A 23,466-nucleotide genomic window follows, 5' to 3' on the forward strand; every position below is an offset into this window, starting at 1 on the left:
CCTGTCAGACAGGGTCCAAGAAGGCGTTCAAAGATCGAAGCTTCAATGAAAGGTGCTTAAGAAACGTTCTATCCGAGCTCATACTTTGATCGATGCGCAATTTCGCCGCTTTATCGAGCTGTTCAACCGCACGCGTCAATGCCTGTAGTGCTTGCGTTTCAAACCATACAGGGTCGTCCACACTTTCCCCGACCCTTGGAATAGTCGATGTTTCATCTGGCTCGACCTTGATTGCATTCTGCTCAGAGACATACGCCTCCAAAGCCTCATGCAAGTGCTGCACCGTTGTCTCTCGAACAGACTTTCCCGCCAGGTAGTTTTTTACCGTGTTAACGGTCAAGCCAGTCCTGCGACAAAGTTCAGCGTTACTTAGCATCGCTTCAGCTTTGCGCCGCGCAAAAACCTCAAAACGGGCCTCGCCCGCCTTCTCGTCCGCAGACATCGAATCACCTCTGTCTCTTGCCTCGAATTGCGCGTTTTGTTGCGCTTGTTGGTCTGAATATAGCCGAGCCTCTCAAGTGGTGCCAGTTAAAAAATATCAATATGATGTTATGTGCATCAAAATAGCAACTAATGATGGGTTAAAGTTCACATCAACAACATGAAAAAGTGCTAAAAATAATAAATACTACCATTATTTGACAGTTTTTGATAGTGTTGGAGGGCCCGGAGATCGAGCGGCAAACTTTCAAACCGGGCCGCCTGACTGAAATCAAGCGCCTTTACAGTATCACGTTGCGAAGCAATTGACACGTGCATCGGCGCAAACCCGCGAAAGGGGTTTGACCATGAAACGAAACCGCTCTCTTAGCGCCCTTGCCCTGGGTGGCGCTGCCGCATTGTTGCTGCAAGCGTTCCAAAATTTGTTTCCCGCACTCGCTCGGCACGTGCCGGTGAACGAAAACTCCTTTGTGCAGTCTGCGGCCATTATCCTTGGTGCGCTGGCTGTAAGCGTCATTGTTGAAACGATCTGGCCGCCAAAAGATGAAGACGACGAAGACGAGTCCCCACCGTTCGTCTGACCCTAGATTAACGTGTATCGTCTTGATCGTTGTCTTGTATTCGTGCGTGAGACCTCAGGATGTCGTTTTTTGTGTTCTACTGTTCACAATGACACGCCCGCCGGTCTCACGCGTTCTTCCCAACTCTGTCGCTGGACGTTAGACACCCTGTAATGCCCACCGAGGGGAAAAATCCGTATGTCCAACCCAAAACCCGTTGTTCTGTGTATCCTTGATGGCTGGGGGCTGCGCGATGATGATCACGGCAACGCGCCCAGGCTGGCCAATACGCCGACTTTTGACCGGATCATGGACACCTGTCCCAATGCGACGCTCATCACCCATGGACCGGATGTGGGCCTGCCTTCGGGTCAGATGGGCAATTCCGAGGTCGGGCACACCAATATCGGTGCGGGTCGGGTGGTTGCGATGGACCTGGGTCAGATTGATCTGGCCATTGAGGACGGCAGCTTTTTCCACAACGCCGCCCTTCAGGATTGGATTTCGGGGATCAAGGATGCAGGCGGGCGGGCACACCTGATGGGGGTGTTGTCGGACGGTGGTGTGCATGGACATATCAACCACCTGATAGCGGCGGCCAAGGCATGTGCGGATGCCGGTGTGGACGTGTTGATCCATGCCATCACCGATGGGCGTGATGTCGCGCCGAAATCCGCCGAAGGATATCTGCAAGACGTGCAGGATGCGCTGCCGCAAGGGGCGCGGATCGTCACCGTCACCGGGCGCTATTTTGCGATGGATCGGGACAATCGCTGGGACCGGGTTCAGACCGCCTTTGGTGCGATCGTACGCGCCGATGCGCCGGTCGCGAACGATCCCGCCGCCGCGATTGCGCGGGCCTATGCCAATGACCAGACGGACGAATTCATCCCGGCCACGGTGATTGATGGATACAAGGGGGCCAGGGACGGTGATGGCCTGTTTTGCCTGAACTTCCGCGCCGACCGCGCGCGTGAGATCATGGCAGCCTTCGGTGCGCCCGACTTTGATGCGTTTGATGTGGCTGGACGGCCTGCGTGGTCGGGGCTGATGGGCATGGCCGACTATTCCGAGGATCACAAGGCATACATGACCACCGCCTATCCCAAGGCCGAGATCGTGAACACGCTGGGCGCGTGGGTGGCTGCCAAGGGGCTGCGACAGTTCCGGCTGGCCGAGACCGAAAAATACCCGCACGTGACGTTCTTTTTGAACGGGGGAGAGGAGTCGCCCGCAAGTGGCGAGGACCGTGCGATGCCGAAATCTCCCGATGTTGCCACCTATGACCTGCAACCGGAGATGTCTTCGGGCGAAGTCACGGACCGCTTTGTCGCCGCGATTGAGGCGGGGTATGACCTGATCGTCGTCAATTACGCGAACCCGGACATGGTTGGACACACCGGCGATCTGCAAGCGGCGATTGCCGCCTGTGAGGCTGTGGATCAGGGGTTGGCGCGCGTCTTGCCCGCGCTGGAGGCGGCAGGCGGTGCGATGATCCTGACGGCGGATCACGGCAATTGCGAAACGATGATTGATCCCGATACGGGCAATCCGCACACGGCGCACACAACGAACCTTGTGCCCGTGGCGATGATCGGCGGGTCTGGCGCGCTGCGGGACGGTCGGCTGGCCGATCTGGCACCCACGCTTTTGCAACTGATGGGGCTGGACCAACCTGCTGAAATGACAGGGACCAGCCTGATCTCATGAGGCGCATGTGGCTTGCCTTGGCGTTCATGACATGGGCGTCGGTCGGAACGGCTCAGGACGGGCCGGGCGCGTTGGCCGAGGCGGCGGGCCAGGCGCTGTCACTTGCATCGGAACAGTTGGAGGCAGCCGAGGGGGCGCGGGACCGGGTTCGGGCCCTCACACAAACCATTCAGGCGTATGAAGACGGGTTGGCCGCGATGCGGGGCGGCCTGCGACAGGCCGCAATCCGGGAAGATCAGCTGCGCCGCCAACTGCGTGCACGGGATGCGGAAATCGCGCGCCTGCTCGCCGTGCTGCAAACCATGTCCCCGGACGATGCGCCGGTTGCCTTCCTGCACCCCGACGGGCCCGAAGGGACGGCACGGGCGGGTATGCTGCTCGCTGAACTGACCCCCGCCTTGAACCAGCGGGCCGCAACCTTGCGCCGTGACCTTGAGGACGTTGAAACGCTGCGATTGCTGCAAGAAGATGCCGCCGCGCGCCTGCGCACTGGTCTGACCGAGGTGCAAAGCGCGCGCACCGCGCTGAACCAGGCCATGGCAGAGCGCACGGATCTGCCCACACGGTTTACCGCGGATCCCATCCGGACCGCGCTATTGCTTGCGTCTGCGGAAACGCTGGACGCGTTTTCCAGCGGGCTCGCCGACATCGTGGTGGATGAGGCCGCTTGGACCCCACCACAGCTTGAGGATCGCATCGGCGCTCTGCCGCTGCCGGTGCGCGGCGTTTTGCTGCGCGCCTCGGGCGAAGCCGATGCCGCAGGGATCGCACGCCCCGGCCTGCTGCTCGCCACGCGACCCGGTGCCCTTGTGACATCGCCGACCGAAGCCACGCTGCGCTATGTCGGGCCACTTCTCGATTTCGGGACTGTTGTGATGTTGGAGCCGCGCCCCGGAACGCTATTTGTCCTTGCCGGGCTTGGCGTCACGTATGGACAGGCCGGGGATATCATTGCCGAAGGCGCGCCCTTGGGCCTGATGGGGGGACTGCCGGGGGATCAGACGGGTGCCAGCTCTACAACAGATGGTGAAGGGGCTGGCGCAACCCGTTCGGAAACGCTCTATATAGAGGTAAGACAAGATAACACGACTGAGGACCCGGAAGGGTGGTTCAGCATCGACAAGGATGGATAGGCAAGAATGAAACGTTTTGTCATGGCCGCGTTGGGCGGCACGGTTGCGGGCGCAATCGCTACCACACAGATCGCGGGCCCTTTGCTGGCGCAAGAGGCGAACTCCAGCGCCAGTGTCTATGAACAGCTCGACCTGTTCGGGGACATCTTTGAGCGGATTCGCAATCAATATGTCGAAGAGGTCGAGGCAGGCGAGCTGATCGAAGCAGCGATTGACGGCATGCTGACATCGCTCGACCCGCATTCCAGCTATCTCTCGCCTGATGATGCGGCCCAGATGCAAGTGCAGACGCGCGGTGAGTTCGGCGGTCTCGGCATTGAGGTGACGCAGGAAGAAGGCTTCATCAAGGTCGTGTCGCCCATCGACGGCACACCCGCCGCCGAGGCGGGCATCGAGGCCGGCGATTTCGTCACCCACGTGGACGGCGACAGCGTGTTGGGCCTGACCCTGGATGAGGCTGTGGACCGGATGCGCGGTCCTGTTGGTTCTGAAATCGTCATCACCGTTGTGCGCGAGGGTGAGACAGAGCCGTTCGACGTGTCCATCGTACGGGACACCATCGAATTGCAGGCGGTGCGCACCCGCACCCAGGGCGAGACCGTTGTGCTGCGGGTCACGACCTTTAACGACAAGACAACACCAAACCTCGTTTCCAAGCTCGAGGAAGAGGTTGAGGCGCTGGGCGGCATGGAAAATGTCGACGGCTTTGTCCTCGATCTGCGCAACAATCCCGGCGGCCTGCTGACGCAGGCGATCCGGGTGTCGGACGCGTTTCTCGAAGAGGGCGAGATCGTGTCGACCCGCGGCCGTGACCCAGCCGATGGGGACCGTTTCAACGCGACACCGGGCGATTTGGCGCAAGGCAAGCCCATCGTGGTGCTGATCAACGGCGGCTCCGCCTCTGCATCGGAAATCGTCGCGGGCGCGTTGCAGGATCACCGTCGCGCAATCGTTGTCGGCACAAAGAGCTTTGGCAAAGGGTCGGTGCAGACGGTCATGCCGCTGCGCGGCGCGTCCGCCATGCGCCTGACGACGGCGCGTTATTACACGCCGTCGGGTCGATCCATTCAGGCGCTTGGCGTCAGCCCGGACATCGTGGTGGAACAACCCCGCCGTGCCCCGGCCTCCGAGGAAGAGGATGAACCGCGCAGCGCCGTGGGCCAGCGGTCCGAATCGGACCTGCGTGGCAGCCTCGACAACGACTCGCTCAGCGAGGACCAGATCCGTCAGATCGAAGCAGACCGGGCCAAGGCCGAAGAGGCCGCCGCGCTGCGCGAGGAAGACTATCAGCTGGCCTACGCCATCGACATTCTCAAGGGCCTGAACGCCCTCGGCCCCGTCGAGTAAACCGTTGGATTATGTGATTGCACCGCCGCCGCAGGCCTCTGTGGCGGTGGCCGGATCAGAGGATCGCTTTCCGATCCGCCGGATATTTTGCGTGGGCCGCAACTATGCCGCTCATGCCCGCGAAATGGGCAAGGACCCGGACCGCGAACCGCCCTTCTTTTTTACCAAGCCTGCGGATGCGGTCGTCGATGCGCCGTGTGTGGTGCCCTATCCGCCTCTGACGGATGACCTGCATTACGAGATCGAATTGGTCGTGGCGATTGCCAAGGGCGGTGCGGACATACCGGCTGATCACGTCATGCATCATATCTGGGGCGCCGGTGTCGGCATCGACCTGACGCGCCGTGACCTTCAGGGCGAGGCGAAAAAGATGGGCCGCCCATGGGACTGGGGCAAGGCGTTTGACCATTCTGCGCCGATGGGACCGATTGTTCCCTTGTCACAGAGTGTGAGCCTGACATCCGGGCGCATCTGGCTCGCCGTGAATGGCGACGTGAAGCAGGACGCGGATATTGGCGATATGATCTGGTCCGTTGCGGACCACATCGCGGAATTGTCTCGCGCGATGCGGCTTGCGCCCGGTGATCTGGTGATGACCGGAACGCCTGCGGGCGTGGGAGCCGTGGTGCCCGGTGATGTGATCACAGGGGGTGTCGACGGCATCGGCACGATCGAAGTGACGATTGGTCCGCGCGCTCACACAGCCTGAGTTGCAGCCACGGCCCTTTGCCAGCGTGCATACCCGTCGGCGCGGTCGGCGTCGGACATGTTCGGCGTGAACTGCACATCGCGCGCCCATGTGTCGGCAAATCCCCGCACATCCGGATAGACCCCGGCGCGCATCCCGGCCAGCCATGCCGCACCGAGTGCCGTCGTCTCGACCCCCGCAGGTCGGTCCACCGGTGCGCCCAACATGTCCGACAGGAACTGCATCGCCCAGTCATTCGCGCTCAGGCCACCATCGACGCGCAGCACCGCATCGCCGCCATCCGGCCAATCGGCGCGCATCGCTTCCCACAGGTCGCGCGTTTGGAACCCGATGCTTTCCAGCGCCGCACGGGCCATGTCCGCAGGTCCCGTGTCACGGGTCAGGCCATAGACGGCTCCCCGGCAATCCGGGTTCCAGTAAGGCGCCCCTAGGCCAGTGAACGCGGGCACAAGCGTCACGCCGCCCTTGCCGGTGGGCGCCAGCGCCTCTGTCTCGGATGCAGAGCCTATGATGCCCAGCCCGTCGCGCAGCCACTGGACCACCGCGCCCGCGATAAAGATTGACCCTTCGAGCGCATAGGTCGGCTTGCCATCCAGCTGATAGGCGATGGTGGTCAGCAAGCGGTTCTGCGACCGCACCGGCGCATCGCCCGTGTTCAGCAGCGCAAAGCATCCGGTGCCATAGGTGGATTTCAGCATGCCTGCTTCGAAACAGGCCTGTCCGATGGTCGCGGCCTGCTGGTCGCCAGCAACCCCGTAAATCGGCGTCTCACCCCCCAGCAGATCCGTGACCCCAAAGTCGGCGGCGCAGTCGCGCACTTCCGGCAGCATCTCCATCGGAATGTCGAGCATCCCGCACATCTCCGGGCTCCATTGCCCCTGATGAATGTCATAGAGCATCGTGCGCGCCGCATTGGTGGCATCGGTCACGTGTGATGTGCCGCCGGTCATGCGCCAGATCAGATAGCTGTCGACCGTTCCGAACAACAGCTTGCCGGCGCGTGCGGCGTCGCGCGACCCTTCGTATTCATCCAGGATCCATTTGACCTTGGTCGCAGAGAAATACGGGTCGAGCAGCAGGCCGGTGATGTCCGTCACCTGATCCCCATGCCCTTCGGTGCGCAGGCCTTCGCACATCTGTGCCGTGCGCCGATCCTGCCAGACGATGGCGCGGTGCAACGGTGCGCCGGTTTCAGCATCCCACACCACGGTCGTCTCGCGTTGGTTGGTGATGCCGATGGCGGCGATGTCAGACGCGCCCAGCCCGGCCTTGTCCAATGCCGCCTTGACCGTGGATACAACGGTTGTCCAAAGGTCCTCGACCTCATGTTCGACCCAGCCGCTGTTTGGGAAATGCTGGGTGAACTCTTCCTGTGCCGAGGCGATGGGTTTCATCGCTGCATCAAAGATGATGGCGCGGGAGGACGTGGTGCCCTGATCAATGGCCAGAATGTGGGTCATGCGGACTGTTCCTTCATCCATGTGTCGACGGCTGCGCGTTCGTCTTCGGTCAGGCGCAGCCCCAACTTGGTCCGTCGCCAGAGTGCGTCGGCGCCGGTGACGGCGTATTCGCGGGTCATCATCCAGCGCAGTTCCGCCGCCGTCAACGTCGCGCCAAAGTCAGGGCCAAGGTCTTCTGCGGTCTTGGCCGCGCCCAGCACATCCCACGCTTCGGTGCCATAGGCACGGATGAGACGACCGGCCCATGCGTCTGTGAGGAAGGGGTAATCCGTGCCCATTTTCCGGGTCAGCGTGTCAACATCGGCCACCGCAAAATCACCGCCGGGCAGGGGCACACCGGCGGTCCATGGTTCACCCAGGCCCATCTTGGCCAGCGCCTGTTCCGCCAGCTTGCGGTAGGTCGTGATCTTGCCGCCGAACACGCTCAGCACCGGCGGGCCGTTCTCATCCAGTGCCAGAACGTAGTCGCGCGTGGCGGCCGTGGCCGACGACGCCCCGTCATCGTAAAGCGGCCGCACCCCGGAATAGGTCCACACCACATCCTCGGGCGTGACCGGTTTTTCGAAATACTCGGATGCAAAGGCGCAGAGATAGTCGCGCTCTTGTTCCGAAATGGCGGGTTTCACATCCGGCGCGCTGTGTTCCGCGTCCGTTGTCCCGATCAGGGTGAAATCACGCTCGTACGGGATGGCAAAGATGATGCGGCCATCCGTACCTTGGAAAAAGTAGCACTTGTCGTGATCATAAAGCCGCTTGGTCACGATATGCGAGCCACGCACCAGCCGGATTGCATGTTGCGAATTTTGCCGCATCACGCCCGTCAGGATATCCGCGACCCACGGCCCGCCTGCATTCACCAGCGCCTTGGCGCGAAATGTGCCGTGTTCCGTTTCGATACGCCACGTGTCGCCATCGCGCGCGGCTTCCGACACCCGGCACCGGGTCAGGATCCTTGCACCGCGCAGTTCCGCGTCGCGGGCGTTCAGCATGACCAGACGCGAATCCTCGACCCACGCATCGCTGTATTCATAGGCCATCTTGAACCGGTCCTTGAGGCTTTTGCCTTCCGGTGCGGTCGTCAGGTCGAGTGTCTTTGTTCCCGGCAGGATCTCGCGCCCACCAAGGTTGTCATAGAGAAACAGACCCAGCCGAACGAGCCAAGCGGGCCGCCGCCCTTTTTCAATCCACGGCATGGTCCAACGCAAAAGGCGCGACGTGGGCGTGTCACTGTCGAACCGCATGTCTGGCGCGTAAGGCAGAACAAAGCGCATCGGCCAGCTGATATGCGGCATCGCCTTGAGCAGGACTTCGCGCTCTTTCAGAGCCGATTTCACAAGCCCGAATTCAAAGAATTCCAGATAACGCAGCCCACCGTGAAACAGCTTGGTCGACGCCGAAGACGTCGCACCGCCCAGATCACCTGCCTCGGCCAGCCCGACCTTGAGGCCGCGCCCTGCAGCATCACGCGCAATGCCCGTGCCGTTGATGCCACCACCGATGATGAACAGGTCAAATACTTGGTCGTCCGACACGTGCGCGCCCTCCGCTGGGATACGCAAGACGGTGTATGCCGAACCAACCAGTGCTTCAAGTTAGCGTTAACGCTGCGGCGACATGTCCTTGGGATCAGGCACAGTGCCAGCATCGTGCTTTGCAATTCTGCGCCGCGTCACGGGGACACGCATCTCGATTTATGCGATCCCGTCCCTATGCGCGGGCCGCCACAGCGAGGTCCGCACCAAAGATCACGTCCGCATGGTCCGACAGATAGATGCGCAGCCACGGCGTGAACCGTTCGGGCTTGCGCGCGACCATCGCCATGAGGTCATGGTAGTCGACCCATTCATAGGCCATGACCTCGTCCGGGTTCGGCGTCACGCTCAGGTCGCCACGCACGTGGCCCAGGTACACATCGACCACTTCGTGTTCAATCAACCCGTCCCCCACGTCCGCGCGATATTCGAGGTGATGCCGGTGTTCGAGCGCGAGGCCCGTGATCCCAAGTTCTTCGTTCAGGCGACGCACGGCACAGACCGATGGCGTTTCGTCCCAGTCGGGATGCGTGCAGCACGTGTTCGCCCAAAGACCCGGCGTATGGTATTTGCCCATCGCGCGCTGCTGCAGCAGCACTTCGGTGCCGCGAATGACGAACACGGACACCGCCTTGTGCTTGAGCCCGCGCTGATGCGCTTCGAGTTTTTCAACCGGGGTCAGCGTGCCGTCGACCCAGGCGGGGATCATGATCGTCATACGTGGTTCGCCTTTACGAGACCGGTGAGGTGGGCAAGGTTTTTGATGCCGATCTTGACGTGCGCCATGGGCCGCGCCTTGACCAGCTTCTTGTTCATATACGCCTCGAACGTCAGGCGCTGCACATCAATGTCGTGACAAAGTGACACAAACCGCTCACGCCGGTCGTCGCTGCGGTAATACGCATTCTGCATGGACGCCAGCACCCGGAACACGGTCTTGTGCTCGCGCATGAACAGCTTGCGGGCCAGTTTCAGGTCCTTGGCCCGACCCGATGCCAGTGTTGCGGCGCACGCCGTTGCTGCCACGCGTCCGCCGACCATGGCATAGTAGATGCCTTCGCCCGAGGATGGCGCCACCACGCCCGCCGCATCGCCGGCCAGCACCACGTCCTTGCCATTGTCCCAGCAATCCATTGGCTTCAACGGAATGGGCGCGCCTTCCTTGCGCAGCGTCTCGCATTGATCCAGCCCGGAAGCGACGCGCAGTGCCGCCGTCGCTTCCTTGAGGTTTACCGACGACTGTTCGGAGCCCATGCCAACGCTGGTCGTGCCGCCATGTGGGAACACCCAGCCATAGAAATCTGGCGAAATCGCCCCGTCATAGATCACGTCGCAGCGCATCGGATCATATGTGTCCGTCGCGGCGGGCGCTTTGATGATCTCGTGATAGGCAAAGACAAGCGGCACCTTGTCGGCGTCCTTTACCTCGGCCTGACCAACGCGGGATTTTGCGCCGTCTGCACCGATCACCAGCTTGCAGGGCAGTTCCATCTCTTGTTGCGTGGCTTTGTCACGATAGACGACAACCGGCGTGCCTTCGGGCCGGTCGATGCGCACAAACGTGCCGGTGAAATACGCCGCTCCGGCTTCTGTCGCCCGCGCGCGCAGGAACGGATCAAAATCCTTGCGATCCACCATTCCGACATAACCGTTTTCGATGGGGATATCGACCATCCGCCCGGTGGGCGAGATCATCCGGGCCGTCGTGACCTTGGTCAGCAGCTGTTCTTCGCCGATATGAAAATCCTGCATCAGGCGGGGCGGGATGGCACCGCCACAGGGTTTGATCCGCCCTTCGCGGTCCAGAAGGGCAACCTTGTGCCCGGACCGAACCAGATCTTCGGCGGCTGTGGCGCCGCTTGGGCCGCCTCCGACAACAACAACATCATACATGTGCTTACTCCCCCGGAACCAAGGTTGCGTCTGAATAGTCTTCGCCCTGCATCACGCGGGCGGCGACAAGGGCAGCCGCGAGAAACAGCGCGGCCTCCAATGTGAATACGGTGGCGTAGGCAGTGGCATCCGCCAGGACAAGACGCGCCAGATCCAGCGTTCCCGTCGCGATCAGCCCCGCGAGCCCGGCCGCAATGGCCTGTGCGGCACCAAACACGCCCATGCGGGTGCCCGTTGCCTGTGCATGCGCCGCAGCCAGCTGCATCATCGACCCGACCGCGCCCACCACAAAGAGGCCGTTGCCAAGGCCAAGGACAATTGTGGACGGCACCAGCGGCATCTGCAGACCGAGGCCCAACAGGCCAAGCGCCGACAAGAGACAGCCCGCAACGGCCCAGAACCGCAACGACCCGAGCCGCAGGTGTGACAACAGCCCTGCGCCGATCATACCCATCAGCGCGGCACCATCCTTGCCCCCGGACAGCTTGGTGCTGTCTTCCGGGCTGAGGCCGTGGATATGGCCGGCAAAGGGCTCAAAGATCAGTTCGGACAGGTAGAAGGCAAGGATTGAAAGGAAGACAAACCCGGTAAAGCGGCGCGCAACCGGGTCGGCCCATGTGCTGCGCAATGCCTGCATCAATGGCGCGTTCTGTGTCGGCGGTGTGACCGCGTCGCTGCCTTCGACGCCCCAGGTTGCCAAAACGCACAGTGCCAAAGCGATCGCAACGACAGCGGCCACAACCGTGACAAGGCGCGCGGCGCTGTAGGGTTCAAGTGCGATCCCTGTCCCGACCGAGGCGAAGATCGCGCCCGCTATCAACATGAGCCATGCGAGCGTGGCGGCGGCCCCTTTCCGGGGGCCGGTCACGGACGCCAGAAGCGCAAGGAATGATGTGCCCGCCGCCCCGATCCCGAGGCCAATGGCGACATAGGCCGCGATCCAGATCGTCAGCGCCCATGGCACAGAGGCCGCGGCCACCTGAATGCCCCACGCAGCGCCAAGAACGCCAAGACCCACCAGAGCCATTCCGCCAAGTATAAACGGCGTGCGTCCGCCCCGTGTGTCAGACCGATGGCCCCAGACCGGGCGCGTCAGTTGCACGCCGTAATGCAGTGCCACCAGCAGTCCGGGCAGCAGCGCGGGCAGGGCCAGTTCCACGGTCATCAGCCGGTTGAACAGGTTCACAGGCAAGGCGGCCAGCCCGCCGATTGCGGCGTTCACGAGACATAGCCTGATCAACAGCCCCCAACCCGCCATCAGCCCAGCCCCCGCAACGCAAAGGCCGTGATCATCATGCCGGAGACATACAGCAGCACCCCTGTGCCATTGTACCATGGCGCCTTTGCCTTGGGATCACGGAACATGATGCGCATCGCAAGGAATTGCAGGATCAGGACCAGCGCCACACCCGCCGCGTGTTGCGGGCGGTCCCACAGCGCCAGCAGCGCGATGATGATCACCTGTGGCACCGCCATGACCGCGCACGCCACCTGCGCCGCCTTGCGTGGACCGAGCGTGACGGGCAGGGAATTCACGCCCATCTGCCGGTCGCCTTCCAGCGCCTTGAAATCGTTCAGCGTCATGATCCCATGTGCGCCCAGCCCGTACAGGAGTGCGGCAATCAGGATCTCACCGCGCGGGGCACCGGCGGACAGAACGGCCGCACCGGTGACCCAGGGCAGCGTCTCATAGCTCAGCCCGACAAGGCCCGGACCCCACCAGCCGGAGCGCTTTAATCGCACCGGTTCGGCAGAATAGGCCCATGCGGCGAGCACGCCGACAACCGTGGCGGCAAAGCCCCAGGGTCCCAGTTGCCAGCCGACAAAGAGGGACAGGACAGACATGGCCAGCGCAATCCACAGGCCCCAGCGACCCGGTATACGACCCGACGGAATGGGACGGTCGGGTTCGTTGATGGCGTCGACATGCCGGTCGCACCAGTCATTTGCCGCCTGGCTCATGCCACAAACGATGGGCCCGGCCAAAAGCACCCCCAGCAGGACCAGCCACCATTGGCCCGCAGGTGCGACACCTGACGAAATGACACCACAGACATAGGCCCACATCGGTGGGAACCACGTGATCGGTTTGATCAAACGCAGGGCAGCAGCCGGTTCGGGAAAACGGCGCGTGGTCAGGGGAGAGCTGACATCCATGTGTCAACTATGGTTGACAACTTGAGTCGGCGCAAGTGTCTAGCGGAACTGTCAGCCGTCTTTGGACAGCAGCCCGTATTTGCGCAGTTTGACATAGAGCGACTGACGCGACAGCCCCAACATCTCGGCTGCGGCAACGCGATTGTTCCGCGTCAGGTTCACGGCCGTTTCAATGCACATCTTTTCCACCACATCGGTGGTTTCGGCGACAATATCCTTGAGCGAGGTGGAGCCAACCAGGTCCATGACGTTCCGCCCAGGATCCGGCAAGGTGTTGCCCCCTTCGGGTTTGCGCACCCCTTCGAGACGGCTCACGTCACGGAGTACCAAACCAATGGCAGAGGCCTCACCCGCAGCGAGCCGCGTCGCCGACACTTCGACCGGGACACGCGCGCCCAGATCATTGACCACGCGGGTTGCATAAAGACGTACCTGCCCCGAGCGGGTCACGTTTTCCAGCAGCACGCCAAGATCGACCTGCCCACGGGTCAGAAAATCTGCAAGCGATGCACCGACGACGTCGCTCAGATGGGCCGCACCGACCAGATCCTGGAACGCCTCGTTGACGGACAGAACGGTGCCGCGTGTGTCTGCGAACACAACGGCGTCTGGCGTCTGGCGGAAAAGCGCTGCGGCATGGCTTGCCGCGGTGTCCGGCGATGGTGCGGGGTCCGCGTCACCGGTCAGGCGGCACATCAGAACCCGTTGGCCTGCGGCGCGGAATACAACCGGATGGATTTGCAACCGTTGACGCGTCCGTGTGGCCCGGACGGTCACCGGGGACGCATCATCCGACAGCGTGGAATTCATCAGGCTTTCCGTCAGCTCGCTGCCCGAGCGGTCCGAAAAAAGCGTTGCAAACGTCGCGCCGGAAAGGGCTTCGGGTTTGAGGCCCAGCAGGCTTGCGGCCTTTGGATTGGCATCTTCGACGCGGCCCGTTTGAACGGACACGAATACAACTGCGTCCTCGATGCTGCCCATGACCACACGGTATCGGGCATCAAATTCCCGCTTGGCCTCGTGGCCCTGCTCCAGCGCAATCTGCGCTTGCACCAGCTGTTGCTGCGTCTCGGCGATGGGCCGAAGGTCGCGGCCCAGCAACAAAACGGCATCGTCCTGTCCGAACCGGTGAAAGGTGTAGCGGACGGGATACTGCCAAACGGCATTGTCGGAATGGTTCAGCTCGATCGACTTCCGCGGCATCCCGCCACCGAGATAGGCGTTATGTGCATTTTGAAACTTGTCGATGCTGTCGTCCGTCAGGAAATCAACAACCGGACGCCCTTCCCAGTGGGCAAGATTGCCAAAGCTGTCATCGTGCGAATTGATCACAACCGACAGAATGGTGCCTTCGGCGGACACAACAAGGGCGATGTCGGACGCCGCACCGATAATGCTGCTGAGGAATTCAGGCTCGATCAAAGGGACAGCGCCGCTGGTCCAGAATGAGCCGCCGCCTGTTGTCATCCTCGGCTCAGCGCCTTGTGCCGCTTCATGTAGAAGCCCACCACGTCCTTCGCCGATTTAGTCACCAGATCTACGCCTGTCTTCTTTCGAATGCCGTCAAGGTCGCCCCGCATAGCACCTCCGAGGGCAATAACCGGGGACGGATCAACGACGCTGCGTATCTTTTTAACGTTTCGGACAACTGTTTCAAGGCCAGACACCTGCGCGCATGACATCAATATCATGTCAGGCTGGTCGTAGAGAACGCGATTTGTAATCTGCTTGGGCGCTTCGGCAATCGACAGGCTCACATCGCATCCCAAACGCCGCAGCTGTGCCGCCACCACTGACGCCCCCAGGAAATGCTGTTCGCCTTCTGCGACGACCACGAGGGCAAAGGGGGCATTCACGCCGCTGAGGTTCACACGCGCGAGGTTCGAAGACGCCTCGCTGAGCAACGATTGCAGTCGCAGAGCCCCCACCGTGACGGACGCAAAGTCCATGTCGGAGGTTTTCCACATCTCGCCCATACGCGTCGCAACCTCGGGGATATAGAGATCGATGATCGCATCAATGGTCAACCGGTAGCCGCGCAGCTCTTCCATCACCAAGGTCGGATCAAAGCTGGACCGTGTTGCCACAGCGCGCAGGAGATAGTCCACGACCACCTGACGTGCGCCCGATGGCGCAGTGGTTTGGCGTTCACACAGCACCGAAATCACCTCGGAGGCCAGAGGCTCGAGATGGGTATTCCGGCCTGTCAGGGCGCGGGTCGTGCCAAAAGGGTCGTCTTGTGCCATGGCTCACCTCAAACGGTAGACACACAACAGACGACTCTGGCGCATCAGAGTCGTGGCTATGCTGTAAGTCTGTGCAAGGCACTCCGGTATGTCAATGAAGATTGACAATAATACCTCTCCAAAGCGGTATTCACGGCGACATTTGATCGATATCGCCAGCAATACATGGAAAAAATGATCACATGCTCAGACAAGCAGCATGATGGCGCGACACATCGCTTTCGGAAAAACTGTAACTTATAATTGACACTTTTCCGTATCCACCCGTATTTTCAACACAGCTAGCCACGGAAAGGCGCAACTGATGTCCCACACGGGAAAGCCCGGCGGCGTGCCGCATGGCCTCTACACCACAGAGGAGCGCGCGCGGCGCGATGCGACCATCTGGACGCCCATTCAGGGTGTTCTTGCGCCTGTGCAATTCCTCGTCTTTCTGGTCTCTCTCGCACTGGTCGTTCGCTACCTCATGACGGGCGAAGGATATGCACTCGCAACATGGTCGATCGTCGCCAAGACAGCGGTTCTTTACGTGATCATGATCACCGGGGCGATTTGGGAAAAAGTCGTTTTTGGTCAATATCTTCTGGCACCCGCCTTCTTCTGGGAGGACGTGTTTTCCTTTGGCGTGATCGGGTTGCACACCGCGTATCTCTGGGCGCTGTTTTCCGCGGCGCTCGGACCGGTTGCACTGATGTGGCTCGCGCTTGCCGCCTATGCGGCGTACGTCGTCAATGCGGCGCAATTTGTGCTCAAACTCAGGGCGGCCCGATTGCAGGCTGCCGCCATGCCAGAGGTGACCGCATGACCGAGCTTCCACGTCTGCCCACGCGTGGCGGTTGCCGCGATACACCGATTCTCAAACAGCGCGGACAACGCGAAGTGTTCTGTGGTCTGACCGGTATCATCTGGTTGCACCGCAAGATGCAGGATGCCTTTTTCCTCGTGATCGGGTCGCGGACATGTGCCCATCTGCTGCAATCCGCCGCCGGGGTGATGATCTTTGCCGAACCCCGCTTTGGCACCGCAATCCTCGAGGAAACCGACCTCGCAGGTCTGGCCGATGCGCAGGCGGAACTGGACAAGGTGGTGGACGAACTGCTGGCCCGCAGACCGGATATCAAGCAGTTGTTCCTCGTCGGATCCTGCCCGTCAGAAGTGATCAAGCTGGATCTTGCCAAGGCTGCCGAGCGTATGACCCAACGCCATGCACCGTCCGTGCGTGTGTTGAACTTTTCCGGCTCCGGAATCGAAACGACCTTTACCCAGGGCGAAGATGCCTGTCTCGCCTCGATGGTGCCGGTTCTGCCCAAAACGGAAACGCGTCAATTGCTGCTCGTTGGCGCCTTGCCGGACGTGGTCGAGGAACAGGCCATCGGTCTGCTCGAGGCGATGGGTATCGGCCCGATCAAGGTGCTGCCCGCGCCGCGGGCCGGCCATGATCTCGGTGTTGGACCCGGCACGGTCTATGCGCTGACCCAGCCGTTCCTGGGCGACACGCATGACGCGCTGACGCGCCGCGGTGCGCGCCACCTCCCCGCACCGTTCCCCTTTGGTGAAGAGGGGACAACCCAATGGCTTGCGGCCATTGCAACCGAATTCAACGTCGCACCCGCGCTTTTCGAGAAAGTCACCGAAGCTCCCCGCGCCCGCGCCCGCAAGGCCATTGCGCAAGCGGCAGAGACGCTGAACGGCAAAAGCATTTTCTTCTTTCCGGACAGCCAGCTGGAAATTCCGCTTGCCCGATTTCTCACTCGCGAATGCGGGATGGACGCGATCGAGGTTGGTGCGCCTTTCATTCACAAGGGCATTGTTGGCCCGGACCTTGATCTGCTGGCCGCCGGTCCAACGCTCTCCGAAGGGCAGGACGTCGACATCCAGCTGGACCGCGCCCGTGCCGCGCGCCCGGACCTCACGGTCTGCGGTCTTGGCCTCGCCAACCCGCTGGAAGCGGAAGGGCTTGCCACCAAATGGGCCATCGAGCTCGTCTTCACCCCTGTCCATTTCTACGAACAGGCAGGCGACCTTGCAGGCCTCTTTTCGCGTCCCATTCGCCGCGCCGACCTCCTCAAGCTGGAGGCAACACAATGATCCCGTTCATCTCGCCAGATAAACTCCGGGGGCCGTCCTGTGGGCGCCATTGGTCCGAGCCCAATGGACGGCGGCAGAGCCCCAGCGAACAGCAATGAAGCTCACCGTCTGGACATATGAAGGCCCGCCCCATGTTGGCGCGATGCGTGTGGCCACCGGGATGACCGGGATGCACTACGTGCTGCATGCGCCGCAGGGCGATACTTATGCCGACCTGCTGTTCACGATGATCGAACGGCGCGACCACCGTCCCCCCGTGACATACACAACCTTTCAGGCCCGCGACCTTGGTGCCGATACCGCCAATCTGTTCAAGACGGCGGCGCAAGACGCCTATGACCGGTTCAAGCCGCAGGCCATCATTGTCGGCGCCTCCTGTACGGCCGAACTGATCCAGGACGACCCCGGCGGCATGGCCGAAACCATGGGCCTGCCCGTGCCCACGATCCCGCTGGAACTGCCGAGCTATCAGCGCAAGGAGAATTTTGGCGCGGATGAGACGTTCTTTCAGATCGTCAAAACGCTGGCCAGTCCAATGGCGCGCACCAAACAGATCACAGCCAACCTGATCGGTCCCACCGCGTTGGGCTTTCGTCACCGCGACGATATTCAGGAGGTGACAGCGCTCCTGTCCGACATGGGCATCAGCGTCAATGTGGTGGCCCCCATGACGTCGTCACCCGAGGATATTGCCCGTATGGGGGCCGCCCATTTCAACGTTCTGATGTACCCCGAGACGGCGGAAAGCGCCGCCCGCTGGATGGAGCGGGAACTGGATCAACCCTATACAAAGGTTGTTCCGATCGGCGTGGGCGCAACACGGGATTTCGTGGCAGAAATTGCCGAGATCACCGGCAAGGAGCCTTATCTCGACACCGCGCGGCTGCGCCTTCCCTGGTATTCGAAGTCTGTCGACAGCACATATCTGACCGGCAAACGCGTGTTCCTGTTCGGGGACGGCACGCATGTTCTGGCCGCAGCCCGCGTTGCGTCCGAAGAGATGGGCTTCGAGGTCGTGGGCCTTGGGTGCTACAACCGTGAAATGGCGCGGCCGGTGCGCGCCAAGGCCCGCGAAATGGGCCTCGAAGCGACGATCACGGATGATTACCTCGAAGTGGAGCGGGTGATCGAGGCGTTGCAGCCCGAGATGATCCTTGGCACGCAGATGGAGCGGCACATCGGCAAGCGGCTTGGCATTCCCTGCGCCGTGATTTCTTCGCCTGTCCACGTACAGGATTTCCCGGCCCGCTATTCGCCCCAGATGGGGATCGAGGGGGCGAACGTTCTTTTTGACACCTGGGTGCATCCGCTGGTGATGGGGCTTGAAGAGCACCTTTTGCACATGTTCCGCGAAGATTTCGAATTCCATGATGCTGCGGGTCCATCGCACCATGGCGGCCATGCGCCTGCGGCGAGCGTTGAAGGGGGGCCAGCCCCCCAGCCTTCGGCTTCCCCCCGGAGTTTATCCGGCGAGATGAATGAAGGATCAGTGATCTGGTTGGCAGATGCTGAAAAGGAGCTGAAGAAAATACCATTCTTTGTGCGTGGCAAAGCGCGGCGGAACACGGAGACCTTTGCGACGGAACGGGGTGTGGCCGAGATTTCTGTCGACACGCTTTACGAGGCGAAGGCCCATTATGCGCGATGAGACGGGCATAGAGGGGCGCCGCCCCGGTTACCGCGTGGTGATCATCACGCTGGACAGCCATGCGGCTGGCCCCGCGCGCAAGGCGCAGGAGGCGCTTGCGGGCGGCTATCCCGGTCTGGATATCCAGATATTTGCTGCAGCGGAATGGGGTGAAACCCCGGGTGCGTTTGAGGCCGCGGAAGCCGCGGTTGCGCAGGGTGATATCATCATCGCGAACCTTCTGTTCCTCGAGGAGCACGTGGCGCGCATTCTGCCTGCGTTGCAGGCGCGGCGGGATCAGTGTGACGCGATGGTCGGCATCGTGGCAGATGCCGAGGTTGTGCGGCTGACCCGGATGGGCAGTCTTGACATGACGGCACCGCCGTCGGCCATGGGCAAGTTGATGAAACGCCTGCGCGGATCGTCGAAGCCGTCCACCGAAAGCGGTGCGAAGAAGATGGCGATGTTGCGCCGTTTGCCCAAGATCCTGAAGTTCATTCCGGGCAAGGCGCAGGACCTGCGCGCGTGGTTCATGGTCATGCAATACTGGCTTGGTGGGTCCGAGGACAATGTGCGCGCCATGGTGCAGTTCCTGCTGGGCCGCTATGCCGACAGTGCTGATTGGGCCGAAAGGCCCGAGGCGGCGTTGCCGATCGATTACCCGGACACGGGTCTCTATCATCCCGATCTGCCCGGTCGGATCACCACGGACGCAGCAGATATTGCCGGGCCTGCGGGTGCAGAGATGACGGTCGGCATCGTGATGCTGCGGTCTTACGTGCTGGCGGGCGACACGGCGCATTATGACGCCGTTATTCGCCGGTTCGAGGCGCAAGGCATTCGGGTCTTGCCGGCCTTTGCAGGCGGGCTTGATGCGCGCCCGGCCATTGAAACCTATTTCAAGGACCAGATCGACGCGATGGTGTCGCTGACCGGGTTCAGCCTGGTTGGGGGGCCTGCTTACAACGACAATGCAGCCGCGATTGACATTCTTTCGGATCTTGATGTGCCCTATCTTGCGGCGCACGCGCTCGAGTTTCAGACGCTGGGACAATGGGCGCAGAGCGCAGGCGGCCTTGGGCCAATTGAAACGACGATGCTTGTGGCGTTGCCGGAGCTGGATGGGGCGACCTGTCCCACGGTGTTTGGCGGGCGGCTGGGACCGGAAGGGTGCGCGGGATGTGCGCATGCCTGTAAGGCGGGCGAGCCGAAGGCGATGGTGCCCTGTCATGAGCGGATCGACAGCCTCGTAGAGAAGGCCACGCGCCAGATGCGCCTGCGCCGCAAGGCGAACGCGGACAAAAAGGTGGCGATTGTTCTGTTCGGCTTTCCGCCGAATGCCGGTGCGGTCGGCACTGCCGCCTATCTGAGCGTCTTTGAGAGCCTGATGAACACGCTGAACACGATGCGCGCACGTGGATATGATGTGGATGTGCCAGAGAGTGTCGATGCGCTGCGTTCGCGGGTGCTGGAAGGAAACGCGCGGCAATACGGCCAAGAGGCCAACGTCGCGGCCCATGTGGATGCCGACACCATCGTGCGCACAACGCCACCCCTGCACGCGATTGAGGCGGTATGGGGTCCGGCACCCGGGCGCATTCAGTCCGACGGGCGTGGCGTGTTTGTCCTTGGGGCCGAGCTGGGCAATGTGTTTGTCGGGGTCCAACCGGCATTCGGTTACGAGGGCGACCCGATGCGGTTGCTGTTCGAGAAGGGTTTTGCGCCGACCCATGCATTTGTCACATTCTACATGTGGCTGCGGAACACGTTCGGTGCGGATGCAGTGGTGCATTTCGGCATGCATGGCGCGCTTGAATTCATGCCGGGCAAGCAGGCGGGATTGGGTGCGCAGGATTGGCCGGACCGGCTGATTGGCGAGATGCCCAACATCTATCTTTACGCGGCGAATAACCCGTCCGAGGCGTCGCTGGCCAAGCGGCGGTCGGGGGCGGTGACGATCACCCATCTGACGCCGCCGTTGGCGCAATCAGGGCTCTACAAGGGGCTGTCGGAGCTGAAGGATTCGCTTTGCCGCTGGCGCGAGATGGCGGGTGATGATCCGGCGCGCGCCGATCTTGAGACGCTGATTGCGGAGCAGGCCGAAGCGGTCGATATGGGCGGTGTGGCGGCTGCAGACCTGTGGCTGAAACTGCTGGAGACCGAAGATGCGCTGATCCCCGAAGGCCTGCATATCGTGGGAACACCGCTGAGCGATGCGGCGCGGGGCGAATACCTTGATCTGATGACGCATGCGGATGACGACGCGCGCGCGCGGATCGATGCGTTGTTGTGCCAGGAGACGGAGTTGTCGTCGCTGATGGCGGCGCTTGATGCGCGCTATATCCCGCCGGTGCACGGCGGTGATCTTCTGCGCTCGCCCGATATCCTGCCAACCGGGCGGAATATCCATGCGTTTGATCCGTTCCGGATGCCCACGGCCTTTGCCTGCCGGGACGGGGCGGCGCAGGCGGAATTGCTGCTTCGGACCCATGACAGTCTGCCGCGTTCGGTGGCGCTGGTGCTTTGGGGGTCGGACAATATCAAGTCGGACGGGGTGCCGATTGCGCAGGCGATGGCCCTGATGGGATGTGCGCCGCGGTTCGACAGCTTTGGCCGGTTGGCGGGGGCGGATTTGGTTCCGCTGGAAGAGTTGGGACGTCCGCGTATCGACGTGATCATGACGCTGTCGGGGATTTTCCGCGACCTGCTGCCGTTGCAGACACGGATGCTGGCCGAGGCCGCGTTGAAATGCGCCGAAGCCGATGAGCCACTGGAGCAGAACTTCATCCGAGCGCATGCGCTGGCCTATGCAGAAGCGCAGGGGTGTGATCTGGCCACAGCCAGCTTGCGCGTGTTTTCCAATGCCGAAGGGGCCTATGGGTCCAACGTAAACCAGCTGGTGGACAGTTCGGCCTTTGGCGATGAGGACGAGTTGGCGGACGCCTATGAGGGGCGCAAGAGTTTTGCCTATGGTGTGGATGGCAAATCGGCGGCGAACCCGGCGCTGTTGCAGCGGGCGCTGGCGGATGTGGAGATCGCATACCAGAACCTTGAGTCGGTCGAATTGGGTGTCACCACGGTGGATCATTACTTCGACACGCTGGGTGGTATTGCGCGCGCGGTAAAGCGGGCGCGGGGTGAAGAAGCGGCCGTGTATATCGGCGACCAGACGCGCGGCACGGCCAAGGTGCGCACGCTGAAGGATCAGGTGGCGCTGGAGACGCGCAGCCGGGCGCTGAACCCGAAATTCTTTGAAGGCCTGCTCAAGCACGGTGCTGAGGGCGTGCGCCAGATCGAGGCGACGGTGACCAACACGCTGGGCTGGTCGGCCACGACCGGTCAGGTGGATGAATGGGTGTACCAGCGCATTTCGGAGACCTTCGTGCTGGATGAAGAGATGCGGCAGCGCATTGCCGATCTGAACCCAACGGCGTCGAGCCGGATGGCAAACCGGCTGCTGGAGGCGTCGGACCGGAATTACTGGCAGCCGGACGCGGAGACACTGGCCGCGCTGCAGGATGCGGCGGATGCGCTGGAAGACAAGCTCGAAGGGATCGCAGCCGAATGATCCGTTTGAGCGCAAAGGTCACCCGACCCTTCGGGGAGGATTTTTTTGGAACAGAGACGGGCACGCGCTCCGCTCTGATGGAAAGGAGGCTCGTATGAGCCCACTCGATAGAAATCCACCGGTTCTGCGTGGTCAGGACGGTGAAGGATCGGTGCAGGTGCATCAGGATGCCGAGGCCCGGATCGAAGGGGCGAAGGTGTTTTCGGTCTATGGCAAGGGCGGGATCGGGAAATCGACCACGTCGTCGAACCTGTCGGCTGCGTTTTCGAACCTGGGCAAGCGGGTGTTGCAGATCGGCTGTGATCCCAAGCATGACAGCACGTTCACGCTGACCGGGCATTTGCAGCCAACGGTGATCGACATCCTCAAGGAGGTGGATTTCCACCCCGAAGAGCTGCGGCCGGAGGATTTCGTGACCGAAGGGTACAATGGCGTGAAATGCGTGGAGGCCGGTGGGCCGCCCGCGGGCACTGGCTGTGGCGGCTATGTCGTGGGGCAGACGGTGAAGCTGCTCAAGCAGCACCATTTGCTCGAAGAGACCGACGTCGTGATCTTTGACGTGCTTGGCGACGTGGTGTGCGGCGGTTTTGCAGCCCCGTTGCAACATGCGGATCGGGCGTTGATCGTGACGGCCAATGATTTCGACAGCATCTATGCGATGAACCGGATTATTGCGGCGGTGCAGGCCAAATCGGCGAATTACAAAGTGCGCCTTGCGGGCTGTGTGGCGAACCGCAGCCGCGAGACCAACGAGGTGGATCGGTATTGCGACACGGTCGGGTTCAACCGCATCGCGCATATGCCCGACGTGGATGCGATCCGCCGGTCGCGGCTCAAGAAAAAGACCCTGTTCGAGATGGATGACGAGGAGGACATCGTGCGGTGCCGTGCGGAGTATATCCGTCTGGCCCAGACCTTATGGGACGGGACCGAAGGGCTGGCGCCCGCGCCGATGGAAGACCGCGATATCTTTGAATTGCTGGGGTTCGATTAAG

The 23,466-nt window shown here is 61.8% G+C and carries 19 protein-coding genes; 10 read left to right on the forward strand and 9 right to left on the reverse strand.

Features of this window, described 5'->3' with window-relative positions:
* Window positions 1-4: 4 nt before the first annotated feature.
* Entirely contained in the window at window positions 5-442 is a 438-nt protein-coding gene (locus tag ACERHN_RS10620) for a hypothetical protein (RefSeq protein ID WP_415922609.1), read from the reverse strand.
* Window positions 443-788: 346 nt separating this feature from the next.
* Between ACERHN_RS10620 and ACERHN_RS10625 the strand changes: the two genes are divergently transcribed.
* From ACERHN_RS10625 to ACERHN_RS10645, 5 genes are all read left to right on the forward strand, one after another.
* On the forward strand, window positions 789-1,022 hold the full coding sequence (locus tag ACERHN_RS10625; RefSeq protein WP_415922610.1) for a hypothetical protein: 234 nt from the start codon (window positions 789-791) through the stop codon (window positions 1,020-1,022).
* A 177-nt stretch (window positions 1,023-1,199) separates the two neighbouring features.
* Window positions 1,200-2,711 (forward strand): 2,3-bisphosphoglycerate-independent phosphoglycerate mutase, encoded by a 1,512-nt coding sequence (gene gpmI, locus ACERHN_RS10630; RefSeq protein ID WP_415922611.1) that lies wholly within the window; start codon window positions 1,200-1,202, stop codon window positions 2,709-2,711.
* The gene (locus ACERHN_RS10635; protein WP_415922612.1) at window positions 2,708-3,844 is read left to right on the forward strand and encodes a murein hydrolase activator EnvC family protein; all 1,137 of its coding nucleotides are present in this window, start codon (window positions 2,708-2,710) and stop codon (window positions 3,842-3,844) included. The genes gpmI and ACERHN_RS10635 overlap by 4 nt, the downstream gene beginning before the upstream one ends.
* 6 nt (window positions 3,845-3,850) lie before the next feature.
* Entirely contained in the window at window positions 3,851-5,191 is a 1,341-nt protein-coding gene (locus ACERHN_RS10640; RefSeq protein ID WP_415922613.1) for a S41 family peptidase, read from the forward strand.
* Window positions 5,192-5,195: 4 nt separating this feature from the next.
* The gene (locus ACERHN_RS10645; RefSeq protein ID WP_415922614.1) at window positions 5,196-5,900 is read left to right on the forward strand and encodes a fumarylacetoacetate hydrolase family protein; all 705 of its coding nucleotides are present in this window, start codon (window positions 5,196-5,198) and stop codon (window positions 5,898-5,900) included.
* On the opposite strand, the gene glpK is transcribed toward ACERHN_RS10645, so the two are convergent.
* The 8 genes from glpK to ACERHN_RS10685 all read right to left on the reverse strand — a co-directional run bounded on the left by glpK (window position 5,888) and on the right by ACERHN_RS10685 (window position 15,188).
* Window positions 5,888-7,360, reverse strand: coding sequence for a glycerol kinase GlpK (gene glpK / locus ACERHN_RS10650; RefSeq protein WP_415922615.1), 1,473 nt, complete (start codon window positions 7,358-7,360; stop codon window positions 5,888-5,890). The two genes, ACERHN_RS10645 and glpK, sit on opposite strands and share 13 nt — an antisense overlap.
* Entirely contained in the window at window positions 7,357-8,892 is a 1,536-nt protein-coding gene (gene glpD / locus ACERHN_RS10655; protein WP_415922616.1) for a glycerol-3-phosphate dehydrogenase, read from the reverse strand. Before glpD ends, glpK begins: the two co-directional genes overlap by 4 nt.
* Before the next feature lie 175 nt (window positions 8,893-9,067).
* Window positions 9,068-9,610, reverse strand: coding sequence for an isopentenyl-diphosphate Delta-isomerase (gene idi / locus ACERHN_RS10660; RefSeq protein ID WP_415922617.1), 543 nt, complete (start codon window positions 9,608-9,610; stop codon window positions 9,068-9,070).
* Window positions 9,607-10,785: a geranylgeranyl diphosphate reductase gene (locus ACERHN_RS10665; RefSeq protein ID WP_415922618.1), complete on the reverse strand. Its 1,179-nt coding sequence runs from the start codon at window positions 10,783-10,785 to the stop codon at window positions 9,607-9,609. Before ACERHN_RS10665 ends, idi begins: the two co-directional genes overlap by 4 nt.
* Window positions 10,786-10,789: 4 nt before the next feature.
* Window positions 10,790-12,007 carry an MFS transporter gene (locus ACERHN_RS10670; protein ID WP_415922619.1) on the reverse strand — a complete coding sequence of 406 codons (1,218 nt, stop codon included), beginning with the start codon at window positions 12,005-12,007 and terminating at the stop codon, window positions 10,790-10,792.
* A gap of 35 nt (window positions 12,008-12,042) precedes the next feature.
* Window positions 12,043-12,942 (reverse strand): chlorophyll synthase ChlG, encoded by a 900-nt coding sequence (gene chlG / locus ACERHN_RS10675; RefSeq protein WP_415922620.1) that lies wholly within the window; start codon window positions 12,940-12,942, stop codon window positions 12,043-12,045.
* Between the two features lie 51 nt (window positions 12,943-12,993).
* Entirely contained in the window at window positions 12,994-14,409 is a 1,416-nt protein-coding gene (gene ppsR, locus ACERHN_RS10680) for a transcriptional regulator PpsR (RefSeq protein ID WP_415922621.1), read from the reverse strand.
* On the reverse strand, window positions 14,406-15,188 hold the full coding sequence (locus ACERHN_RS10685) for a B12-binding domain-containing protein (RefSeq protein ID WP_415922622.1): 783 nt from the start codon (window positions 15,186-15,188) through the stop codon (window positions 14,406-14,408). Before ACERHN_RS10685 ends, ppsR begins: the two co-directional genes overlap by 4 nt.
* Window positions 15,189-15,492: 304 nt before the next feature.
* Here ACERHN_RS10685 and bchF point away from each other — a divergent pair, with 304 nt between their 5' ends.
* From bchF to bchL, 5 genes are all read left to right on the forward strand, one after another.
* Window positions 15,493-15,993, forward strand: a complete 501-nt coding sequence (bchF, locus tag ACERHN_RS10690; protein ID WP_415922623.1) for a 2-vinyl bacteriochlorophyllide hydratase — start codon at window positions 15,493-15,495, stop codon at window positions 15,991-15,993.
* Complete coding sequence (locus ACERHN_RS10695) at window positions 15,990-17,276, forward strand: ferredoxin:protochlorophyllide reductase (ATP-dependent) subunit N (RefSeq protein WP_415922624.1); 1,287 nt, start codon at window positions 15,990-15,992, stop codon at window positions 17,274-17,276. Before bchF ends, ACERHN_RS10695 begins: the two co-directional genes overlap by 4 nt.
* A 94-nt stretch (window positions 17,277-17,370) precedes the next feature.
* On the forward strand, window positions 17,371-18,924 hold the full coding sequence (gene bchB, locus ACERHN_RS10700; protein WP_415922625.1) for a ferredoxin:protochlorophyllide reductase (ATP-dependent) subunit B: 1,554 nt from the start codon (window positions 17,371-17,373) through the stop codon (window positions 18,922-18,924).
* Window positions 18,914-22,471, forward strand: a complete 3,558-nt coding sequence (locus ACERHN_RS10705; RefSeq protein WP_415922626.1) for a magnesium chelatase subunit H — start codon at window positions 18,914-18,916, stop codon at window positions 22,469-22,471. Before bchB ends, ACERHN_RS10705 begins: the two co-directional genes overlap by 11 nt.
* 94 nt (window positions 22,472-22,565) lie before the next feature.
* Window positions 22,566-23,465, forward strand: a complete 900-nt coding sequence (bchL, locus tag ACERHN_RS10710; protein ID WP_299685026.1) for a ferredoxin:protochlorophyllide reductase (ATP-dependent) iron-sulfur ATP-binding protein — start codon at window positions 22,566-22,568, stop codon at window positions 23,463-23,465.
* Window position 23,466: the final 1 nt, after the last annotated feature.

This window comes from Tateyamaria rhodophyticola, assembly GCF_047777875.1.
GTDB lineage: Bacteria > Pseudomonadota > Alphaproteobacteria > Rhodobacterales > Rhodobacteraceae > Tateyamaria.

Bases quoted from the DNA above. Each gene is read 5' to 3' on its own strand.
- ACERHN_RS10620 (WP_415922609.1), bottom strand. From the start codon at position 442: ATGTCTGCGGACGAGAAGGCGGGCGAGGCCCGTTTTGAGGTTTTTGCG.
- ACERHN_RS10625 (WP_415922610.1), top strand. From the start codon at position 789: ATGAAACGAAACCGCTCTCTTAGCGCCCTTGCCCTGGGTGGCGCTGCC.
- gpmI (WP_415922611.1), top strand. From the start codon at position 1,200: ATGTCCAACCCAAAACCCGTTGTTCTGTGTATCCTTGATGGCTGGGGG.
- ACERHN_RS10635 (WP_415922612.1), top strand. From the start codon at position 2,708: ATGAGGCGCATGTGGCTTGCCTTGGCGTTCATGACATGGGCGTCGGTC.
- ACERHN_RS10640 (WP_415922613.1), top strand. From the start codon at position 3,851: ATGAAACGTTTTGTCATGGCCGCGTTGGGCGGCACGGTTGCGGGCGCA.
- glpK (WP_415922615.1), bottom strand. From the start codon at position 7,360: ATGACCCACATTCTGGCCATTGATCAGGGCACCACGTCCTCCCGCGCC.
- idi (WP_415922617.1), bottom strand. From the start codon at position 9,610: ATGACGATCATGATCCCCGCCTGGGTCGACGGCACGCTGACCCCGGTT.
- ACERHN_RS10665 (WP_415922618.1), bottom strand. From the start codon at position 10,785: ATGTATGATGTTGTTGTTGTCGGAGGCGGCCCAAGCGGCGCCACAGCC.
- chlG (WP_415922620.1), bottom strand. From the start codon at position 12,942: ATGGATGTCAGCTCTCCCCTGACCACGCGCCGTTTTCCCGAACCGGCT.
- ppsR (WP_415922621.1), bottom strand. From the start codon at position 14,409: ATGACAACAGGCGGCGGCTCATTCTGGACCAGCGGCGCTGTCCCTTTG.
- ACERHN_RS10685 (WP_415922622.1), bottom strand. From the start codon at position 15,188: ATGGCACAAGACGACCCTTTTGGCACGACCCGCGCCCTGACAGGCCGG.
- bchF (WP_415922623.1), top strand. From the start codon at position 15,493: ATGTCCCACACGGGAAAGCCCGGCGGCGTGCCGCATGGCCTCTACACC.
- ACERHN_RS10695 (WP_415922624.1), top strand. From the start codon at position 15,990: ATGACCGAGCTTCCACGTCTGCCCACGCGTGGCGGTTGCCGCGATACA.
- bchB (WP_415922625.1), top strand. From the start codon at position 17,371: ATGAAGCTCACCGTCTGGACATATGAAGGCCCGCCCCATGTTGGCGCG.
- ACERHN_RS10705 (WP_415922626.1), top strand. From the start codon at position 18,914: ATGCGCGATGAGACGGGCATAGAGGGGCGCCGCCCCGGTTACCGCGTG.
- bchL (WP_299685026.1), top strand. From the start codon at position 22,566: ATGAGCCCACTCGATAGAAATCCACCGGTTCTGCGTGGTCAGGACGGT.